Genomic DNA, 17,462 nt, shown 5'->3' on the forward strand with positions numbered 1-17,462 from the left:
GATCAGGTCTTCCGGCCCTAGTGGCTTAACCGGGTTCGCGCAGGTCAAGGCCGTAAGTGGAATGGGGGAGTGTTATCTACCACCCGTTCGGCGGTAATTGCCTACGAGGCAACATGAGGATCGGTCAGGCATTTCCAACCCGGTGAATCCGGGCCTTCTCGCGCCTGACCCCGCCGGCGTTACAGTTCGCCCATGGCCCACGACCTGACCGCCTTCCCCCGCGTCCCGCTCGGCCTTTGGCCGACCCCGCTGCAGGACTGCCCCCGGCTGGCCGCCGCGCTCGGGGTGCGGCGCCTGCTGGTGAAGCGCGACGACATCAGCCCACTGGGGGTGGGTGGCAACAAGCTGCGGAAACTGGAGTTCCTGCTCGGTGCCGCGCTCGGGGCCGGGGTGCGCCAGGTGATCACCTTCGGCGCGCTGCAGACCAACCACGGCAGGCTCACCGCCGCCGCGTGCGCGCGCCTGGGATTGCGCTGCGACCTCGTGCTCACCCGCGACGTACCCCGCTCGGGTGAAGCGTACGAGCGGTCCGGGAACATGGCGCTGCACCGCGTCTTCGGGGCCAACGTCCACCTGTGCGCGGATGAACAAGAGGTGGCCGAGACGTGTCGCGCGCTCGCTGAGGACGCCGCCGCGCACGACCGCCCGGTGCTCAGCATCCCGATCGGCGGCTCCAGCGCCACCGGCGCCCTCGGCTACGTGGCCGCCACCCAGGAGCTGCTCGCCCAGCTGGACGACACCCCCGACCGGATCGTTGTCGGCGCTGGCAGCGCGGGCACGGCGGCGGGCATCGCGGTCGCGCTCGAGGGCCTCGGGATCCGGCTCGACGCCGCCTGCGTCTCCCGCGACGCGACCCAGGCGCGCGCCATGATCACCGACCTCGCCGCCAAGACCGCCGACCTGCTCGGTTCCCCAGTGCCCGCCCTGGCCACCCTGCACACCGACGACCGCGCGGTCGGCCCCGGCTACGGCATCCCCACGCCGGAGGTCTGGGCTGCGATCGCGCTGTTCGCCCGCACCGAGGCCATCACCCTGGACCCGGTCTACACCGGCAAGGCGGCCGCCTACCTGCGGGCGGCCACCCGGTCGGGGGAGATCGCACCAACGGAGACAGTCGTGTTCGTGCACACCGGCGGCTTGCCCGGCCTGTTCGCCTACGCGCCCGAGCTCACCCAGGCCCTCGACGACGGCACCTTCGCGGCGGACTAGCCGACCCGGTGCAGCCAGGTGACCGGCGCGCCGTCCCCGGCGCGCCGGTAGGGCTCGAGCGCCTCGTCCCACGAGGCGCCCAGCAGCTCGTCGACCTTGAACGCGAAGGACTCACCGCCCCTGGCGGCGGTGGCGACGGCGCGCAGCTGGTTCTCGTCCACGACGATGTCGCCGCTGGCGCTGGTGCGGGCCCGCCACAGGCCGAGCGTGGGCGCGTAGCAGAACCGCTCGCCGTCGACGCCGGGACTGGGCTCCTCGGTGACCTCGAACCGGGTCATCGGCCACGCGCGCAGCGCGGCGGCCAACTTCGCCCCGGTGCCCGGGTCCCCGGTCCACGCGCATTCCGCGCGCAGCAACCCGGGGGCGGCGGGCTGCGCGGTCCAGCGCAGCTCGGCGCGCACCCCGAGGGTGCCCGAGATCGCCCACTCGACGTGCGGACATACCGCAGCCGGCGACGAGTGGACGTACACCACACCTTGGGTGTTGCCACGGGTGCTCACTGCTGACCTCCGCTGCTCGACGAGGATCGTCTTCCCCTACGTCCTGCGCCGGAACGGGTGTCTGCTGACCACACGCGGTATTCCCGGCGCCATTGTGCCCTGCTACCGGACACTTTGGCCACACGAACCCCGAAAACACCGCGAGTCCCAGCAATTCCGCCCTTTATCTGAGCGCGCGACGAACCGGGGGGTGGTCGATTCCCGCCCACGACCCCCGGTTGATCTTCTCCACTGGACGCGCGGGGCGGGGCCGCGTTGCGCCAAGTCGCCAAGAATCGTGATCTTTCCCGCGACCGGGCTACCCCGGCCCGGTGAGCGCGGGCCCGTCCTCGGGTGCGTGGCGCCATCTCGCCACCCGGTCGTGTGATGCCCCCGCTAGCGTGTCATGCCATGGTGGGAATCCCACCGACACGCAGCCGGAGGTGACGCCCGTGCGCTTGGTCCGCGTCGGGGAGACGACGTCCGAGGTGGGCAGGGACGTGCGGGCCGCGCTGACCTCCTGGGGCAGGGGGGACGACGTCGCGGGCGGGGTCGCCCTGCTCGGCGTGCGCGTCCCCGGGTTCGGCTCCGCCGTTGAGGCGGTGGTCCTGCTGCCCAGGGGCGTCCTGGTGGTCATCGGCGTCGACCTGCCCGACCCGGCGATGCGCCTGGAAGCGCCGCTCGAGGACCGCTGGCGGGTCGACGGCTGGCCGATCGCCCGACCGGACGGGCCGGTGAACCCGGCGGCCAACGCCCTGGGCGCGACCGCCGCCGTGGCCGCCCTCGTCCGCGACAAGCAGCCCCGGCCGCTGCCGGTGGGCACCGTGGTCGCCGTCGGCCCGTACGTGTCCCGGGTGGACCAGCCCGCGGTGGACCTGCAGCGCGGTGTGCGGATCCTGCACCCGGAGCCGATGACGCTGCTCGCCGTCGCCAAGGACCTGGCAGGCCACAGCCGGCCGTGCCCCATCGACGAACTCCGCCGCGTGCTCGCCGTGCTGCACCCCGGCACCACCCTGACCGACGAGGACCTGCTCGCCGAGGGGTTCCCCGACGGCCTGTCCGCCGAGGCCGGTGCCGAGCGGACCACCATCCTGCCGCTCATCCCCGGCCGCCCCACCCCACCGCCGCCACCGCGGCGCCGCCCCCGGCTGTGGCCGGTCGCCGCCGTTGTCGTCGTGGCCCTGCTGCTGGTCGTGGGCATCGCCGTGGCCGTCAGCGCCGACGACACCCCCACCCGCCAGCCGGGCGACACCGGGACCGCGGCACCGGACGCCGTGGCGTTCGCGGGCCGGGGCACCACCTCCAGCACCGACTGCGCCGCGCACACCGACGGCGAGGTGAAGGCCTGGCTGGAACGCAACGGCTGCGCCCGCCTGATCCGCGGCCGGTTCGAAGCCACCACCACCGGCAGGCGCGCCGCCGTGCTCATCGGCGTCCTGCGGTTCACCGGCAGCAGCTCCGCCGCCGAACTGCGCTCGGTGCTGCAACGCCCCGGCGCCGGGACCGTGCTCGACGACGACGGCGCCTGGCCGGACGGCCGCACCCCGCCGTTCCCGAGCGCGCTCAAGGCGGCGGGCAGCGAGGGCAACAGCGTCAAGCTCGTCCAGGTCGTGTGGCTCGACCAGCCCACCGCCGCCGACGACCCGGTCCTGCGGGAGATCGCCGCGCGGGCGATGCGCATCACCCTGTCCGGCTGAGCACCGCCGGGCAGGCCGGTGTGGCACCCTGTCGGCGTGCACCCGGCCCCCGAGCAGGAGCGCCAGCGCTGGCTGCTCCCGGTCATCCTCATCGCCGTGGTCGTCGCCGCGGCGGCGGCCATGGTCGCCAGGGAGCTCTACGCCACCGCCGCGGTCGACAAGTCCTCGGCCGCCGCGCCGATCCTGCCCAGCGTGAACAGCTCCCTGCCCCCCAGCGCCCAACCCGGCCCGCGCGACGTGCGGGCCACCCAGGACGCCACCGGCCACCCGCTGTACGAGACCGTCCGCCAACTGCTGCAGACCTACTTCGACGCCATCAACGGCAAGAACTACGCCAGGTGGAAGACCACGGTCACCGAGGCCAGGGTCAAGGACATGCCGGAAGACAGCTGGCGCGCCGCCTACCGCACCACCCAGGACGGCAGCATCGTCGTCTACCGCATCGAAACCGGCCCGGTCGGCAACGCCAGGATCCTGCTGACCTTCGTGAGCAAGCAGGACCCGGTCGACGCCCCGCTGGAACTGCCCGCCGAGTGCATCCGCTGGAACGTGATCTTCGCCGTCACCGAGGTCGAGGGCGAGTGGCGCATCGACGCGGGCCCCACCGGCGCCTCCCCCCAACACGACCGCTGCTGACCGCGAACACCTGAAACCGCTGAAGCCCCCACCCGGCAACCCGGGTGGGGGCTTCAGCGACAAAGACCTATAGCGGGATGTTGCCGTGCGCGCGCCGCTTGGCGAGGGCAGCGGCTGGCACCTCGGCCAGCTCGGGAGGGGTCGATGGGCCTCGCCCACCACGCCGACGGTCGTGGCCTGCCGATGCCACCGGCGATGCGCGCGTGCTGTCTGGCGAGTCCACGCCCCCCTGAGACCGGCGGCGCCCCATCCAGCGGGTGCGGCGGCCAGCTTGCGGCGGCCGATCGCCTTGGCCCGCTCCATGCCACCGGCGATCGGCTCGCCCGACAGTCGACGCGTCTCTCGGAGACCGACGGAGTCTCCCCGCGGTGATCCGGGTGGGGGGCTTCGGCGACGAGACCTGCAGCGGGATGTCGCTGTGCGCGCCTGTCCGGCGGGGTGGCGGCCAGGTTGCGGCAGCCGCTCGACGGTCAGCCCGCGCATCTCCCCTGAAACCGCTGAAGCCCCCACCCGGCAACCCGGGTGGGGGCTTCAGCGACAAGGCCTACAGCGGGATGTTGCCGTGCGCGCCCCGTCCAGCGGGTGCGGCGGCCAGGGCCTCTGCCAGCTTGCGGCGGGTGTCGGACGGGTCGATGACCTCGTCCACCACACCGATCGCCATGGCGCGCTCCACGCCACCGGCGATGCGCTCGTGTTCGGCGGTCAGCCTGGTGTGCAGGGCCTCCCGCTCCTCCTCGGGCGCGGCGGCCAGTTTCTTGCGGTGCAGGATGCCCACGGCCGCCTTGGCGCCCATCACGGCCACCTCGGCCCCGGGCCAGGCGAAGACCGCGGTCGCGCCGAGCGAGCGGGAGTTCATCGCGATGTACGCGCCGCCGTAGGACTTGCGGGTGACGAGGGTCACGCGCGGCACCACGGCCTCGGCGAAGGCGTGCAGGAGCTTGGCGCCGCGGCGGACCACGCCGTCCCATTCCTGGCCGACGCCGGGGAGGTAGCCGGGGACGTCGACGACGACGAGCAGGGGGACGCCGAAGCTGTCGCACATGCGCACGAAGCGGGCCGCCTTCTCCGCCGACAGCGAGTCCAGGCAGCCGCCCTTGCGCAGCGGGTTGTTGGCGATCACGCCGACCGTGCGGCCACCGAGGCGGCCGAGGCCGACCACGATGTTGGGCGCCCAGCGGGCCTGCAGCTCCTCGAACTCGGTGACGCCCTGCTCGTCGCTGTCGAGGATCCCGCGCAGCAGCGGCTTGACGTCGTAGGCGCGGTTGGGCTGCTCGGGCAGCAGGTCCCGCAGCGGCTGCTGGTCGCGCACCGCGTGCAGGTCGAACAGGCCGGGCTTGGCGAACAGGCTGGTGATCCGGCGCGCCCGCACGTAGGCGTCGGGCTCGTCGGTGGCCAGCACGTGCACCACACCGGACTTGCGGCCGTGCGCCTCCGCGCCGCCGAGGCCCTCCTGGTCGATCTGCTCGCCGGTGACGCTGCGGACCACGTCCGGGCCGGTGACGAACACCCGGCCCTGCGGCGACATGATCACGATGTCGGTCAGCGCGGGCCCGTAGGCGGCGCCACCGGCCGCCGGGCCGACCACGACGCTGATCTGCGGGACCCGCCCGGACGCGCGGATCATCGCGGCGAAGACGTTGCCGACCGCGTCCAGCGACTCCACGCCCTCGGCCAGCCGCGCGCCACCGCAGTGCCACACGCCGATCACCGGGCACCGCTCGCGCAGCGCGGTGTCGATGGCCTCCACGATGTGCCCGCAGCCCTCCGAACCCATCGCACCACCCATCTTGGTGGCGTCGGTGCAGTAGGCGATCACGCGCACCCCGTCGATACGGCCGCGCACGGCGTAGACGCCGCTGGAGTCGGCCGGGCGCAGCGGGGCGATCGAGTCCGGGTCGAGCAGTTGGGCGAGGCGGACCTCGGGCTCGCGCGGGTCGAGCTCGCGCTTGCCGTCCGATCCGGGCTGGCGGGTGGCCAGTGCGGTCATCTCAAGCTCCTCAGCGGGTGGGGTCGGCTCAAGCCGCGGTGAACAGCACGGCGACGTTGTGGCCGCCGAAGCCGAACGAGTTGTTGATCGCCGCGGTCAGTTCGACCTTGCGCGGTTCGCCGGTGACCACGTCCAGACCGACCTTGGCGTCGATCCGCTCCAGGTTCCTGGTCGCCGGGATGGTGCCGTAGTAGATCGACAGCAGCGTCACGATGCTCTCCACCGCGCCCGCGCCGCCGACCAGGTGGCCGAAGGACGCCTTCGGCGCGGTGACCACGACGTGCTCGCCGAGCGCCTTGCGGATCGCGGCCGCCTCGCCGACGTCGCCGACCACCGTGGAGGTGGCGTGCGCGTTGACGTGGCCGATGTCGGCGGGGGAGAGCCCGGCCAGGCGCACCGCGTTGGTCATGGCCGCGATCTGGCCGATGCCGTCGGGGTGGTTGCCGGTGATGTGGTGGGCGTCGGAGGTCATGCCGTAGCCGGAGACCTTGGCGTACACCCGCGCGCCGCGGGCAGCGGCGTGGTCGGCGCGCTCGAGCACCACCACACCGGCGCCCTCGCCGAGCACGAACCCGTCCCGGTCGACGTCGAAGGGCCGCGAGGCGCGCTCCGGCTCGTCGTTGCGGGTGCTCAGCGTCCGCGACTGGCAGAAGCCCGCCACGGTGATCGGGTGGATGCAGGCCTCGGCCCCACCCGCGATCACCACGTCGGCCCGGCCGTTCTGGATCATCTGCCAGGCGTTGGCGATGCCCTCCGCGCCGGAGGCGCAGGCCGAGGCGACGGTGTGCACACCGGCCCTGGCCCGCATCTCGATGCCGACGTGCGCGGCGGGGCCGTTGGGCATCAGCATCGGCACCGTCAGCGGCGAGACCTTGCGCAGGCCCTGCGCCTCCAGGATGTCGTCCTGGTCGAGCAGGGTCACCGGGCCGCCGATGCCGGTGCCGATGCTGACCGCGAGCCGGTCCGGGTCCACCGACTCGTGCTCGTCGGTGGGGATGGCGAACCCGGCGTCCGCCCAGGCCTCCCTGGCCGCGATCACCGCGATCTGCTCGCAGCGGTCGAGCCTGCGGGCCTGCACCCTCGGCAGGATCTCGGTCGGCTCGACGGCCAGCGTCGCGGCCAGCCTGGCGGGCAGGTCGTAGCGCTCGACCCACTCCGCCGTGTTGGTCCGGATGCCGTTCCGGCCAGCCAGCAGGGCATCCCAGGTGGACGAGACGTCACCGCCGAGCGGCGTGGTCGCACCGAGCCCGGTGACGACGACATCGACGTTGCTCATGGGTTTCCTTCGCGAGCGGGGTGGTGGATCGCCTGCCTCGCGGCAGGCACGGGGGGAGGAGCGGGTGGAGCCGGGGGTGGAACGGGTCTCAGACGTTCTTCGCGACGTAGTTGACCGCGTCGCCGACCGTCTTGAGGTTGGCCAGCTCGTCGTCGGGGATCTTGACGCCGAAGCGGTCCTCGGCCTGCACGGCGATCTCGACCATCGACAGCGAGTCGATGTCCAGGTCGTCGACGAAGGACTTGTCCGCGGTCACGTCGTCCGGCGCGACACCGGCCACCTCTTCGACGATCTCGCCGAGGCCCTCGAGGATCTGCTCCTCGGTGAACTTCTCCGCCATGCCTGGTGTCCTTCCTACTGCTGTCCGACCCACCGGGTACCGCACCCGGCGGGGAGAGCTGGTGCCCCGCTCAGGGGCAGATGACGACCTGTCCGGCGTAGGACAGGCCCGCGCCGAAGCCGACCAGCAGGGCGAGGTCGCCCGGCTTGATCCGCCCCGCCGCGCGCATGTGGTCCATGGCCATCGGGATCGAGGCCGAGGAGGTGTTGCCGGAGTACACGATGTCGTCGGCGACGACCATGTCCTCGCGCGCGCCGTTGGCGCGCAGCTTCTTGGCGATGGACTCGACGATGCGCAGGTTCGCCTGGTGCGGGATCAGCACGTCGACCTGCTCGGGGCTCACGCCCGCCGCCTCCAGGGCGCGCAGCGCGATCGGCGCGATCTTGGTGGTGGCCCAGCGGAACACCGACTGGCCCTCCTGGAAGACCCACCGGTCGTCGCGCATGTGGATCATGTCGACCAGGTCGCCCGCGCTGCCCCAGACCACCGGGCCGATGCCCGCTTCCTCGGCCGGTCCGACCACCGCGGCACCGGCGCCGTCGGCGAAGATGATCGCGTTGGCCCGGTCGGTCGGGTCGACCCAGTCGGTGAGCTTCTCCGCGCCGATCACCAGCGCCCGCTTCGCCGACCCGGCGCGCACCAGGTCCGACGCGGTGCCCAGCGCGTAGCAGAAGCCCGCGCAGGCGGCGTTGAGGTCGAACGCGCCAGCGGCCTTGACCCCGATCCGGTCGGCGACCTGGGCGGCGCCGTTGGGGATGGGCGTGGGCATGGTGCAGTTGGCCAGGATCACCGTGTCCACGTCCGACGGCGACAGCCCGGCGTCGGCCAGCGCCTTGGACCCGGCGGTGACGGCCATGTCGACCAGCTTCTGGTCCGGGTTGGCGAACCGGCGCTCGGCGATGCCGACCCGCTCGCGGATCCACTCGTCGCTGGTGTCGATGTGCTGGGAGAGCTCGTCGTTGGTGACGATGCGCTCCGGCTGGAACGAGCCGACCCCGAGGATCCTGGTGGCCTTGGCGGTCTCGGCGAGGCGCAACCGGGTCACGCGGCACCCCCTGCGGTGATCAGCTCGGCCACGGCGGCCAGGTCGTCCGGTGTCTTGAGCGCCACGACCGGCACCCCCTTCAGCTCGCGCTTGGCCAACCCGACCAGGGCACCGGCGGGCGGGAACTCCACGATCGCGGTCACGCCGCGCTCGGCCATCGTCGCCATGCACCGGTCCCACCGCACCGGGCTGGTCACCTGCGCCACCAGCCGGTCGAGCACCTCGGTGCCGTCGGCGACCACCGCGCCGTCGGCGTTGGACAGCAGGGTGCGGGTCGCGTCGGCCGGGGCGGCCAGCTTCGCCGCGTGCGTCCGCAGCGCGTCCTGCGCCGGGGCCATGTAGTGCGTGTGGAAGGCGCCCGCGACCTTCAGCGTGATCGCCTTGGCCCCCTCCGGCGGCTCGGCGGCCAGCTTCGCCAGGGCGTCCTTGCTGCCCGCGGCCACGATCTGACCAGCGCCGTTGCGGTTGGCGGCGACCAGGCCGAGCTCGTCGAGCCGGGCCAGGATGCCCTCCTCGGTGCCGCGCACCAGGGCGGCCATGCCGGTCGGCTCCAGTTCGCAGGCCGCGGCCATCTCCCGGCCGCGCACGGCGGCGAGCGCGATGGCGTCCTCCTCGGTGAGCACCCCGGCGATGGCCGCCGCGGCGAACTCGCCGATGGAGTGGCCCGCGATCAGCGCGTCCGACGGGACCTCGACCCTGGCCGCCAGCTCCGCGTGCGCCAGCAGCGTGGCGGCCACGATCAGCGGCTGGGTGATCGCGGTGTCCTTGATCTCGTCGGCCTCGGCGGTGGTGCCCAGCCTGGCCAGGTCGAGCCCGGCGATCTCGGACCAGGCGCCGAGCCGCTCGGCGGCGCCGGGCAGCTCGAGCCAGGACGTCAGCATGCCGGGGGCCTGGGAACCCTGGCCGGGCGCGAGGAGTGCGATCACCTGTCCAGCCAACACCGAGACGGCCGCCGGGGTGGATGTCGTCAGTCACCAAGTCGTGGCAGCGACTTTGTGGGGACCCTCCAAATGTGACGACGCTATTACCACCCGCAGTGGCGATTCGTTGTCAGTTGTCGTGTCCGACACCGGGCCGTTGCCCGCTGTTAGCGCCGCGGTCGGCGCAAGCGGCCCGACCTGCGGCGATCCGGCTACCAGAGACCGCGGGAGCGGGAGAGCCGCCCGACGGCCAGCGCCACGCGCAGCACCAGCGCGTCCCTCGGGTCGCCCGCGTTGCGCCCGGTCAGCTCGGTCGCCTTGCGCAGCCGGTACCGGACGGTGTTCGGGTGCACGAACAGCTGCCTGGCGCAGGTCTCCAGCACCCCGCCGGTCGCCAGGTACGCCTCGACGGTCTCCTGCAGCGCCCCGCCCGCCTCCTCCAGCGGCCGCGCCACCCGGTCGATGAGCTGCCACTCGGCCTCCGGGTCACCGGCCAGCGCCCGCTCCGGCAGCAGGTCGGTCGAGCGGACCGGCCGGGGCGCCTCCGGCCAGGCGACCACCGCGCGCAGGCCCGACAGCGCGTCCGACGAGCTGCGGTGCGCCTCGGCGATGCTGGACACGGTCGGCCCGGCGACCACGGCGCCGTCGCCGAACGCGGCCGCCATCTTGGCCAGCACCTCCTGGTCGACGGTGTCCTCGGCCGGTCCGGCCAGCACCACCACCAGCCGCGAGCCCTGCACGCCCAGCAGCACCGGCCGCCCGGCCCGCGCCGCCCGGCTGCGCACCTCGTAGAGCACCGTCGGCGGGTCGTCCGAGGGCGGGTTGCCGACCAGCACGGTCGCCTCCGCCGCCGGGTCCCAGCCCAGCGCCGCGGCCCGCGACAGCAGCGACTCCTCGGCGTCGCCGCGCACGATCCCGTCCACGACCAGCGCCTCCAGCCGCGCGTCCCAGGCGCCGCGGGCCTCGGCGGCCGAGGCGTAGGACATGGCCGAGGCGAAGGCGACCTCGCGGCCGTAGCGCAGCACCGCCTCCGAGAGCACCGCCCGCTCGGGGTCGTCGGCGGCCAGGTCGGGCACGAGGTCCTCGAAGACCTGCAGCGACACGCGGACCATCTCCACCGTTTGCCGGAGGCTTATCCAGCGCGACAGGTCCCGCGGCGCGCCCCGGAAGGTGTCGGTGGTCAGCCGCAGCGCCTCCCTCGGGTCGCGCAGCCACGCGGTGAACCCGGCGACGCCGTTCTGCGCGACCAGCAGCACCGACGCGCGCTGGTCGGCGGGCATCCGGCCGAACCAGGCGAACTGCTCGTCCATGGCGGCCACCGCCGCGGCGGCGAGCTTGCCGGAGGCCCGCTCCACCGCCGCCAGCGTCGCCGAGGACAGCCCTTCCGACGCCGAACTCATCCCACCACTCCCATCCCCCAACTCTCGCACGTGACACCGCCTTGCCCGCCGGGGCCACCACGGCCAGACTTGAGCCGTACCGGCTACGTGCAGGTCATCTGGAGGTGCCCGGTGGGGGACAAGGGCTGGTTGCTCGCCGCTGTCGGCCTGGTCGCGGCCGTCGGCGCACTGACGTCCTGTGCCGCGGAAGCCGCACCCGAGACCACCGTCGGCCAGGTGTCTATAGGCGAACGACCGCCGCCAACGAGCTCTCAGCCGCCAGAGGCAATGCCTGTGGTCCACGACGGTGACGAGGTGGTGGCCACCGGTCGCGTGCTCGCGGAAGCGGGCAAGCCCGCCCGGTTCTGCGCTCCCGCGCCGACGACCGGGATGGACCCGACCGGCTGCGTGTTCGGCGTCCCGATCGCCGGGCTCACCGGGGACCTACCCGACGAGGTGACGCTGCGCGGGAAGTGGCGGGCGGGCACCTTCGAGGTGATCCGGCAGGAACCCGCCCCGCCGGACGCCTCGCCGCCCGCCCCCGCCGTCCCCTGCCAGCCACCCGCGGGCGGCTGGCAGCCCTACCGCGACGTCGACAGCAAAGAACTGCACCGCTACGTCGTCGAGGAACACCCGGAGGACTTCCGCCAGCCGTGGGTGGCCTGGCCCAACGGTTTCCCCTCGGGCAACGCCCCCACCGAGGACATGCTGACCCAGGCCAGGGTCATGGTCGTGGAGGTCGTGCACGGCGACGTCGCCGAGGCCCGCAAGGCGCTGGAGGCCCGCTACACCGGCAACCTCTGCGTCGTCCCCGCCGGTGACGGGCTCTCCATCGCCGACCAGGAGCACGTCCGCGCCGCCACCGAGAAGGCCATCGAGCCCTTCCTCCGCGACCCCAAGTACGGCGTCTACGCCACCAGCGCCGCCGACAAACTCACCGTCGACCTGGTCATGCTCACCCCCGACCTGGTGGCCGACTTCGCCGCCCTCCCGATGGCCCTGATCCACTTCAACCCCTGGCTGCGCCCGGCCTGATCACGCGGCCACCAGCCAGGTCCGGACGTACACGGGGCCCGGGGACGCCGCGTTGATCTTGCTGTTCAGGTCGGCGGTCAGCTGCACCACGTCCACGACGACCTCGCTGGTGGAGCTGATCGAGAAGATCCCGTTGGCCGGGTCCCGCATCAGACCGGTGAGCGCGGGCGACCGGGACTCCGCCTCGGCTTTGGTGTAGTCGACGACGGTGCTCCAGCCCGGGGTGGACATGACGCACAGGTTCCCGGTGTAGCGAGCCCGCAGTTCCCGCAGCTCGGCCCGCGCGTCGCCGGTGACGACCCCGACCACGAGCACCTCCGGCGGGCGGGTGCCCGCGTCGCCGGTCGGCGTGACCAGCGGGCCGTTGGGGTAGTCGACCTTGGGCGGGTGGAACCGCTCGGGGTGGGCGTAGACGTACTCGTGCAGCGCGTTGGTATCCGCGTTCCCCGGCTGCCAGCCCCCCGGCGGCGGTACGCACTCCATCGGCAGTTCCTTGAGCTCGCCGCGGCGTGGGATTGGCGTGTCCAGTTTGGCGTCGTGCAGAGCTCCACCGCTCCACGTGCCCTTGAGGGTCACTTCGGTGCCAACCGCGACATCCACCCCCGTGAACCGAACCCCCATCGGACACCCTTCGCCGATGGTCGGCGCGGGTGGGCACAACAGCCGCTGCCCCGCCGATTCCCGCACCGTCCCGGTCGCCTGAACCGTCGCGCCCTCCCCCGTCAACGCCAGCTCCAGTGTCCGGCCGGGCACCCAGGTGATCGTCGGGATCGCCACGGCCGACAGATCCTCCACCCGATGCGCAGGGGTGGCCTGCTCGTTCTTCGGCCACATCACCACCGCCCCCACGCTGATCACCACAACCGCCGCCGCAGCCGCCGCCAAGTGGAACTGCCTCTTCCCCGTCCGCCACCGCCGCACATCCGGCTCCGGCGGCTCAGGCTGAGCCGCCCGCCACCGCTGCCCATCCGCCCGCAACAGCTCATCCACCGGATCAGTCATGAGACACCTCCAACCGCACCCGAAGCTTCGCCCGCGCATCGGACAACGTCGACTTCACCGTCCCCTCCCCACACCCCATGACCACCGCCGTCTCCGCGATGCTCAAATCCGCGTAGTAAAAGCAATCCACCGCCAACCGCTGCCGCTCCGTCAACCCCAACAACGCCCGCCCCAAATCCACCCGCTCCGCCGTTGGTTCGGCCTCAACAACTCCTGCTGGCTGGAGGTGCTCTCTCCTCCGCCTCCCCGCGAACTTCCGCACTTGATCGGCGGCGATCGCCAACAACCACACCCGCGGAGACCCCCGCCCCGGATCAAACTGCCGCCTCTTCACCCAGGCCCGCGCCAACACCTCCTGCACCACGTCATCCCGATCACTCACCCCCAGCCCCCACCCAGCCCCCACCCGCCCCACCACCCGAGCGATCACCCCCACATGCGGCCCCACCCACTCCGCAAACCCCTCAGCCCCCTCCGGCGCCCGCCCCATCTCATCCACACCCCCTCTACCCCCCACCCCACCCACCCAGTTGCCCCCCGTAACCCAACCGTGACCCCACTGGTCCAGTGCGAAGGCATGCTCCCGACCGCCCCAGCCCGTCCACGGTTCCGTCCGCTACGCAAGCTCCGCGAACTCCACCGCTCCCCGGCCTCCGCGCCCACCGCACCGTGGGCGAAGGTCGAGCGAACCCCGCTGGTTCCGGCGCGTACCGCACCGTGGGGGCCTGGGGGGTCGCCCCCCAGATACAAAAAACGCCCGATCCCCTGAGCGTGTTCCGCGAACACGCAAAGGCAATCGGGCGGGCCGCCCGGCATGTCGGTGCGCTCGATGCCGGGCGGCCCATCTCCCCGGTCCCCACCGGTAGTTCCACTATGGAGCGCGCTGGGGGCGGGTGCCAGACGAGGCGGGGGAGTTCCCTCTTTCGTGGCATTTCGCCGCGGGAACAAGGGGGTTCTGCTGGGTGTTCGGGTTGGGTGTCCGGTCTCGGGGTGAGGGGGCGTGGTGGGGGTTCTGCTGGAGACCTCGGTCTCGGTGTTCGGCCAGCGGATCGCGTTGGCGGAGTTGTTCGGCCAGGCGTTCGCGTTGGCGGTGGTGTTCTTGGCGCGGCGGCGGACGTTGTGGACGTGGCCGGTGCAGTTGGCTTCGGTGGTGCTGCTGTTCACGGTGTACGTGTCGGCGCACCTGGGCGGGTTGGCGGTCCGGCAGGTCGTGGTGGGGGTGATCGCGGTGTACGGCTGGTGGGCGTGGGCCCGTCACCGCGACCCGGTGTTCGGTGTGGCGGTTCGCCGCGCCAGGCCCGCCGAGTTGGTGGCCACGGCGGCGGTTTTCGTCGCGGGTACCGCCGGTTTCGCGTTGCTCCTCGACGCGCTGGACGCCTCTTGGGCGCCGTGGCCGGATGCGGCGATTTTCGTCGGGACCGTCCTCGCCTTCGCGATGCAGGCGTGGGGGCTGGTCGAGTTCTGGTTGGTCTGGCTGGTGGTGGACGCCATCGGCATCCCGCTGCAGCTGCACGGCGGGCTCTGGTTCAGCGCCGTCGTCTACACCGTTTTCGCGGCCTTGGTGGTCCACGGCTGGATCTCCTGGTACCGCTCCGCGCGGCGCCAGGTCCCGGCGACCGTCTGAACGCCACCGGCCGGGCCGCCGCGCGATCGCGGGGGCCCGGCCGGTGGGGTGCGTCAGGCGGAGCCGGGGTCCGAGGTCTGCGGTCCGGCGGCGGAGACGTCGTCGATGCGGTAGCGGGTGGCGGCCTCGGTGACCTTGTCCCGGCCGACCTCGCCGCGCCGGGCCAGGGCGGCCAGGGTGCCGACGGTGATCGACTCGGCGTCCACCAGGAAGTGCCGCCTGGCGGCCGGGCGGGTGTCGGAGAAGCCGAACCCGTCGGTGCCCAGGGTGAACATGTCGGTGGGTACCCACGGGCGGATCAGGTCCGGTACCGCGCTCATCCAGTCCGACACCGCCACGACCGGGCCCGCGCCCTCGGACAGCACCGAGGTGACGTACGGCACCCTCGGGTCGGCCTGCGGGTGCAGCAGGTTGTGCCGCTCCACCTCGACCGCGTCGCGGCGCAGTTCCGCCCACGAGGTCGCCGACCACACCTCGGCGCCGATGCCCCACTCCTCAGCCAGCAGCCGCTGGGCCTTGAGCGCGGCGGGCATGGCCACGCCGGAGACCAGGATCCGCGCCCGCAGCCCCTCGGTCGAGGGCGCCTCGGCGTAGCGGTACAGGCCGCGCAGCAGGCCCTCGACGTCGAGGTTCGCGGGCTCCGCGGGCTGCTGGTAGGGCTCGTTGTAGATCGTCAGGTAGTAGAAGATGTCCTCGGCCTGCTCGCCGTACATCCGGCGCAGGCCGTCCTTGACGATGTGGGCGATCTCGAACGACCACGCCGGGTCGTAGGCCACCACGGCCGGGTTGGTCGCCGCCAGCAGCAGCGAGTGCCCGTCGTTGTGCTGCAGGCCCTCACCGGTCAGCGTGGTGCGGCCCGCGGTGGCGCCGAGCACGAACCCGCGCGCCATCTGGTCGGCCGCCGCCCACAGGCCGTCGCCGGTGCGCTGGAAGCCGAACATCGAGTAGAAGATGTAGATCGGCACCATCGGCTCGCCGTGCGTGGCGTAGGAGGTGCCCGCGGCGGTGAACGACGCGGTCGACCCGGCCTCGTTGATGCCCTCGTGCAGGATCTGGCCCTGCTCGCTCTCCTTGTACGACAGCATCAGCGACGCGTCGACCGAGGTGTAGAGCTGGCCCTGCGGGTTGTAGATCTTCTGCGTGGGGAACATCGAGTCCATGCCGAACGTGCGCGCCTCGTCCGGGATGATCGGCACCAGCCGCGGCCCGATCTCCGGGTCCTTGGCCAGGTCGCGCACCAGCCGGACGAACGCCATCGTGGTGGCGACCTCCTGCTTGCCCGACCCGCGCTTGAGCACGTCGTAGACCTTGTCGCCGGGCAGCGCCAGCGCCTTGGCCTTGGTGCGCCGCTCGGGCAGGTACCCGCCGAGCTGGCGGCGGCGCTCCTGCAGGTACTGGATCTCCGGGGCGTCCTGGCCGGGGTGGAAGTACGGCGGCAGGTACGGGTCGCGCTCGAGGTCGGCGTCGGAGATCGGGATGCGCAGGGTGTCCCGGAAGGCCTTGAGGTCGTCCAGGGTCATCTTCTTCATCTGGTGCGTGGCGTTGCGGGCCTCGAAGTGCGGGCCCAGGTTGTAGCCCTTGATCGTCTTGGCCAGGATCACCGTGGGCTGGCCGACGTGCTCGGTGGCCGCCTGGTAGGCCGCGTACACCTTGCGGTAGTCGTGGCCGCCGCGCTTGAGGTTCCAGATCTCCTGGTCGGTCATCGGGGTGACCAGTTCCTTGGTCCGCGGGTCGCGGCCGAAGAAGTGCTCGCGGACGAAGGCGCCGTCGTTGGCCTTGTAGGTCTGGTAGTCGCCGTCGGGGGTGGTGTTCATCAGGTTGATCAGCGCGCCGTCGCGGTCGGCGTGCAGCAGCGAGTCCCACTCGCGGCCCCAGATGACCTTGATGACGTTCCAGCCCGCGCCGCGGAAGAACGCCTCCAGCTCCTGGATGATCTTGCCGTTGCCCCGGACCGGGCCGTCCAGCCGCTGCAGGTTGCAGTTGATCACAAAGGTGAGGTTGTCGAGCTGCTCGTTGGCCGCGACGTGCACCAGGCCGCGCGACTCCGGCTCGTCCATCTCGCCGTCGCCGAGGAACGCCCATACTCGCTGGTCAGAGGTGTCCTTGATGCCGCGGTCGCGCAGGTACCGGTTGAACCGGGCCTGGTAGATGGCGTTCATCGGGCCAAGGCCCATGGAGACGGTGGGGAACTCCCAGAAGTCCGGCATCAGCCGCGGGTGCGGGTACGACGGCAGGCCGCCGCCGGGGCCCGCGTGCGAGAGCTCCTGGCGGAACCCGTCGAGCTGCGAGGTGGTGAGCCTGCCCTCGAGGAACGCGCGGGCGTAGATGCCGGGGGAGGCGTGGCCCTGCACGTAGATCTGGTCGCCGCCGCTGGGGTGGCTCTTGCCGCGGAAGAAGTGGTTGAAGCCCACCTCGTAAAGGGCGGCCGAGGACGCGTAGGTCGAGATGTGCCCGCCGACGCCGACGCCGGGGCGCTGCGCGCGGTGCACCGTCATCGCGGCGTTCCAGCGGATCCACGCCCGGTACCGCCGCTCCACCTCCTCGTCACCGGGGAACCAGGGCTCCTTCTCGGTGGGGATGGTGTTCACGTAGTCGGTGCTGGTCAGTGCGGGCACCCCGACGTGGCTCTCCCTGGCCCGCTCGAGCAGCCGCAGCATCAGGTAGCGCGCGCGCTGCTGCCCCCCGCCTGCCAGCGCGGCGTCGAAGGACTCCAGCCATTCCGCGGTCTCCTCGGGGTCGATGTCCGGGAGGTGTGCGGCGAGACCGTCGCGGATGACGCGGACGCGCTCGGGGGTGGGCTGGTTTTTCTGCGTGGCCAACTCGGAGCTCCAGC

Annotated in this window: 15 protein-coding genes; 5 read left to right on the forward strand and 10 right to left on the reverse strand. The window is 72.4% G+C overall.

Annotation, left to right across the window (positions count from 1 at the left end):
* The first annotated feature begins 192 nt into the window (after positions 1 to 192).
* Positions 193 to 1,209 carry a D-cysteine desulfhydrase family protein gene (locus JOD54_RS14340; RefSeq protein ID WP_204451011.1) on the forward strand — a complete coding sequence of 339 codons (1,017 nt, stop codon included), beginning with the start codon at positions 193 to 195 and terminating at the stop codon, positions 1,207 to 1,209.
* Here the strand turns inward: JOD54_RS14340 and JOD54_RS14345 are convergent.
* Positions 1,206 to 1,709, reverse strand: a complete 504-nt coding sequence (locus tag JOD54_RS14345; RefSeq protein ID WP_204451012.1) for a DUF3145 domain-containing protein — start codon at positions 1,707 to 1,709, stop codon at positions 1,206 to 1,208. The genes JOD54_RS14340 and JOD54_RS14345 overlap by 4 nt on opposite strands.
* A 431-nt stretch (positions 1,710 to 2,140) precedes the next feature.
* Between JOD54_RS14345 and JOD54_RS14350 the strand changes: the two genes are divergently transcribed.
* Entirely contained in the window at positions 2,141 to 3,385 is a 1,245-nt protein-coding gene (locus JOD54_RS14350; protein WP_204451013.1) for a hypothetical protein, read from the forward strand.
* Positions 3,386 to 3,421: 36 nt separating this feature from the next.
* Positions 3,422 to 4,021 (forward strand): hypothetical protein, encoded by a 600-nt coding sequence (locus JOD54_RS14355; protein ID WP_204451014.1) that lies wholly within the window; start codon positions 3,422 to 3,424, stop codon positions 4,019 to 4,021.
* Positions 4,022 to 4,565: 544 nt separating this feature from the next.
* Here the strand turns inward: JOD54_RS14355 and JOD54_RS14360 are convergent.
* The 6 genes from JOD54_RS14360 to JOD54_RS14385 all read right to left on the reverse strand — a co-directional run bounded on the left by JOD54_RS14360 (position 4,566) and on the right by JOD54_RS14385 (position 10,989).
* Positions 4,566 to 6,008, reverse strand: coding sequence for an acyl-CoA carboxylase subunit beta (locus JOD54_RS14360; RefSeq protein WP_204451015.1), 1,443 nt, complete (start codon positions 6,006 to 6,008; stop codon positions 4,566 to 4,568).
* A 28-nt stretch (positions 6,009 to 6,036) separates the two neighbouring features.
* Positions 6,037 to 7,284, reverse strand: a complete 1,248-nt coding sequence (locus JOD54_RS14365; RefSeq protein WP_204451016.1) for a beta-ketoacyl-[acyl-carrier-protein] synthase family protein — start codon at positions 7,282 to 7,284, stop codon at positions 6,037 to 6,039.
* Between the two features lie 88 nt (positions 7,285 to 7,372).
* Positions 7,373 to 7,624, reverse strand: a complete 252-nt coding sequence (locus tag JOD54_RS14370) for an acyl carrier protein (protein WP_204451017.1) — start codon at positions 7,622 to 7,624, stop codon at positions 7,373 to 7,375.
* A gap of 70 nt (positions 7,625 to 7,694) precedes the next feature.
* Entirely contained in the window at positions 7,695 to 8,669 is a 975-nt protein-coding gene (locus tag JOD54_RS14375) for a beta-ketoacyl-ACP synthase III (RefSeq protein WP_204451018.1), read from the reverse strand.
* The gene (locus JOD54_RS14380; protein ID WP_204451019.1) at positions 8,666 to 9,595 is read right to left on the reverse strand and encodes an ACP S-malonyltransferase; all 930 of its coding nucleotides are present in this window, start codon (positions 9,593 to 9,595) and stop codon (positions 8,666 to 8,668) included. Before JOD54_RS14380 ends, JOD54_RS14375 begins: the two co-directional genes overlap by 4 nt.
* 206 nt (positions 9,596 to 9,801) lie before the next feature.
* Positions 9,802 to 10,989 (reverse strand): PucR family transcriptional regulator, encoded by a 1,188-nt coding sequence (locus JOD54_RS14385; protein WP_204451020.1) that lies wholly within the window; start codon positions 10,987 to 10,989, stop codon positions 9,802 to 9,804.
* Between the two features lie 69 nt (positions 10,990 to 11,058).
* Here JOD54_RS14385 and JOD54_RS14390 point away from each other — a divergent pair, with 69 nt between their 5' ends.
* On the forward strand, positions 11,059 to 12,003 hold the full coding sequence (locus tag JOD54_RS14390) for a hypothetical protein (RefSeq protein WP_204451021.1): 945 nt from the start codon (positions 11,059 to 11,061) through the stop codon (positions 12,001 to 12,003).
* Here JOD54_RS14390 and JOD54_RS14395 read toward each other — a convergent pair whose 3' ends face one another.
* The gene (locus JOD54_RS14395; protein WP_204451022.1) at positions 12,004 to 13,005 is read right to left on the reverse strand and encodes a hypothetical protein; all 1,002 of its coding nucleotides are present in this window, start codon (positions 13,003 to 13,005) and stop codon (positions 12,004 to 12,006) included.
* Positions 12,998 to 13,495, reverse strand: a complete 498-nt coding sequence (locus tag JOD54_RS14400; protein WP_204456275.1) for an RNA polymerase sigma factor — start codon at positions 13,493 to 13,495, stop codon at positions 12,998 to 13,000. The genes JOD54_RS14395 and JOD54_RS14400 overlap by 8 nt, the downstream gene beginning before the upstream one ends.
* A 513-nt stretch (positions 13,496 to 14,008) precedes the next feature.
* On the opposite strand from JOD54_RS14400, the gene JOD54_RS14405 reads away from it, so the two are divergent.
* Complete coding sequence (locus JOD54_RS14405) at positions 14,009 to 14,629, forward strand: nicotinamide mononucleotide transporter family protein (RefSeq protein WP_204451023.1); 621 nt, start codon at positions 14,009 to 14,011, stop codon at positions 14,627 to 14,629.
* A gap of 53 nt (positions 14,630 to 14,682) precedes the next feature.
* Here the strand turns inward: JOD54_RS14405 and aceE are convergent, their stop codons facing one another.
* Positions 14,683 to 17,448 carry a pyruvate dehydrogenase (acetyl-transferring), homodimeric type gene (aceE, locus tag JOD54_RS14410; protein ID WP_204451024.1) on the reverse strand — a complete coding sequence of 922 codons (2,766 nt, stop codon included), beginning with the start codon at positions 17,446 to 17,448 and terminating at the stop codon, positions 14,683 to 14,685.
* Between the last annotated feature and the right edge of the window lie 14 nt (positions 17,449 to 17,462).

This window comes from Actinokineospora baliensis (assembly GCF_016907695.1).
Lineage (GTDB): Bacteria > Actinomycetota > Actinomycetes > Mycobacteriales > Pseudonocardiaceae > Actinokineospora > Actinokineospora baliensis.

Coding starts and splice junctions, on each gene's coding strand:
- JOD54_RS14340 (WP_204451011.1), top strand. CDS start 193: ATGGCCCACGACCTGACCGCCTTCCCCCGCGTCCCGCTCGGCCTTTGG.
- JOD54_RS14400 (WP_204456275.1), bottom strand. CDS start 13,495: ATGGGGCGGGCGCCGGAGGGGGCTGAGGGGTTTGCGGAGTGGGTGGGG.
- JOD54_RS14395 (WP_204451022.1), bottom strand. CDS start 13,005: ATGACTGATCCGGTGGATGAGCTGTTGCGGGCGGATGGGCAGCGGTGG.
- JOD54_RS14365 (WP_204451016.1), bottom strand. CDS start 7,284: ATGAGCAACGTCGATGTCGTCGTCACCGGGCTCGGTGCGACCACGCCG.
- JOD54_RS14385 (WP_204451020.1), bottom strand. CDS start 10,989: ATGAGTTCGGCGTCGGAAGGGCTGTCCTCGGCGACGCTGGCGGCGGTG.
- JOD54_RS14360 (WP_204451015.1), bottom strand. CDS start 6,008: ATGACCGCACTGGCCACCCGCCAGCCCGGATCGGACGGCAAGCGCGAG.
- JOD54_RS14370 (WP_204451017.1), bottom strand. CDS start 7,624: ATGGCGGAGAAGTTCACCGAGGAGCAGATCCTCGAGGGCCTCGGCGAG.